Raw genomic sequence first — 1575 nt, 5'->3', positions numbered from 1 at the left:
TGTCTTGTCCTAAAATAGCTATACACAAAAACAGTGTATATGGAACACCAACAACAAGAGATTTATGCTTCACGTGAGCACAAACAGAGTCATTATGACAAACGTCTTATTTTAAAAATTGTTAAAGAAGTTGAGGCTGGTTTACCTCGCAAGGAAGCCAATCGGATTTATGGATTAGGAAAAAGCACTTTACATGGATGGATGCGTGACTATGGCTCTAGTAATTATCATCAGAATATTAAGCGAAAAAGCTTTTCTAATCTACAAAAACGTACTATTGTCAGAGCCATAGAACAAGGAAGAGTAACCATTAAAGAAGCTAAAACAGCCTATAATATCAAGAATGAGAATATAATTCGTAGCTGGATAGCACAATATAAATCAGAAAAAGTCGAGATTTGTATTGAAAACACATCTCCAATGGCTAAAGATAAATCATCTTTAAAAGATTTAGAAAAAGAAGTTTTAGAAAAAGCTTTACAAGAGGCAGAGCTTAAAATAAAAGCACTAAACACGCTAATTGATGTAGCTGAAGACCAACTCAAAATTGATATTAGAAAAAAGTCTGGTGCCAAGCAGTCTTAAAAATGAAACAGGACTTTCCTAAATTAGGAATAGCCGTTTTATGCCGATTGTTTGGCAAAACTAGACATGCTTATTACGATAGTTTATGGCGTAAAGAGAATAGTTTGGTAAAAGAAGATGTTATACTTCAAGAAGTAATTAACATCCGAAAAGATTTACCAAGGTTGGGGACTAGAAAGCTACACTATTTAGTTCAGAATAAGTTGATATCACATCAAATAGCTTTTGGCAGAGATTATTTATTTGATTTATTGTCAGAACATAAATTGTTGATTCGTCAAAGAAAAAGGAAAGCCATAACCACTGATTCCAGGCACTGGATGAGAAAATACAGTAACCTAGTAAAAGGACTTGAAATAACAAGACCTGAACAAGTATGGGTAAGTGATATAACCTACATCCGACTTACAAATCAATGGGGTTATCTAAGTTTAATAACAGATGCTTATTCAAGAAAAATAATGGGATATAGTTTTCGTCAAGACCTAGCTGCAGAAGGTTGTATTGAAGCTTTGAAGATGGCTTTGAATAATAAGCTATATAATCAATCTATAATACATCATTCAGACAGAGGTTCCCAATACTGTTCACACAACTACGTTGATTTATTACTGAACAATAATATTGCTATTAGCATGACTGAAAACGGAGATCCTTATGAGAACGCATTAGCCGAAAGAGTAAATGGTATTATTAAAACAGAATTTAATCTTTACTCAAGTTCATTAGGTTTTGAACAAACAGGATATCAAATAAGTAAAAGTATCATGTGTTATAATGAATTAAGACCCCATGCTAGTTGTGACTATTTAACGCCCAATCAAACCCATTTGCAATCAGAAATACTAAACAAAAGATGGAAAAACTATCATAAAAGTTTTAATCATGAAAAAACAGTTGTATAGTAACTTTAGGATTAAGAATTATATTTGTATAACTATAGTAGGATTTATTTATTAACCTGTATAGTTATTTTAGGACGGGTCATAG

2 protein-coding genes are annotated in these 1575 nt (G+C 32.1%); both read left to right on the top strand.

From position 1 onward, the window contains the following. Nucleotides 1-39 precede the first annotated feature (39 nt). Nucleotides 40-585, top strand: a complete 546-nt coding sequence (locus ACFQ0S_RS11560; protein ID WP_379758253.1) for a transposase — start codon at nucleotides 40-42, stop codon at nucleotides 583-585. Between the two features lie 2 nt (nucleotides 586-587). Next, nucleotides 588-1490: an IS3 family transposase gene (locus ACFQ0S_RS11555; protein WP_379758250.1), complete on the top strand. Its 903-nt coding sequence runs from the start codon at nucleotides 588-590 to the stop codon at nucleotides 1488-1490. Nucleotides 1491-1575 lie beyond the last annotated feature (85 nt).

This window comes from Flavobacterium myungsuense (genome assembly GCF_042677265.1).
In the GTDB taxonomy this organism is placed as follows: domain Bacteria; phylum Bacteroidota; class Bacteroidia; order Flavobacteriales; family Flavobacteriaceae; genus Flavobacterium; species Flavobacterium myungsuense.
The sequence above is the reverse complement of the archived record's forward strand: the minus strand, read 5'-3'. Positions and strand labels throughout refer to the sequence as shown.

Bases quoted from the DNA above. Each gene is read 5' to 3' on its own strand.
- ACFQ0S_RS11560 (WP_379758253.1), top strand. From the start codon at position 40: ATGGAACACCAACAACAAGAGATTTATGCTTCACGTGAGCACAAACAG.
- ACFQ0S_RS11555 (WP_379758250.1), top strand. From the start codon at position 588: ATGAAACAGGACTTTCCTAAATTAGGAATAGCCGTTTTATGCCGATTG.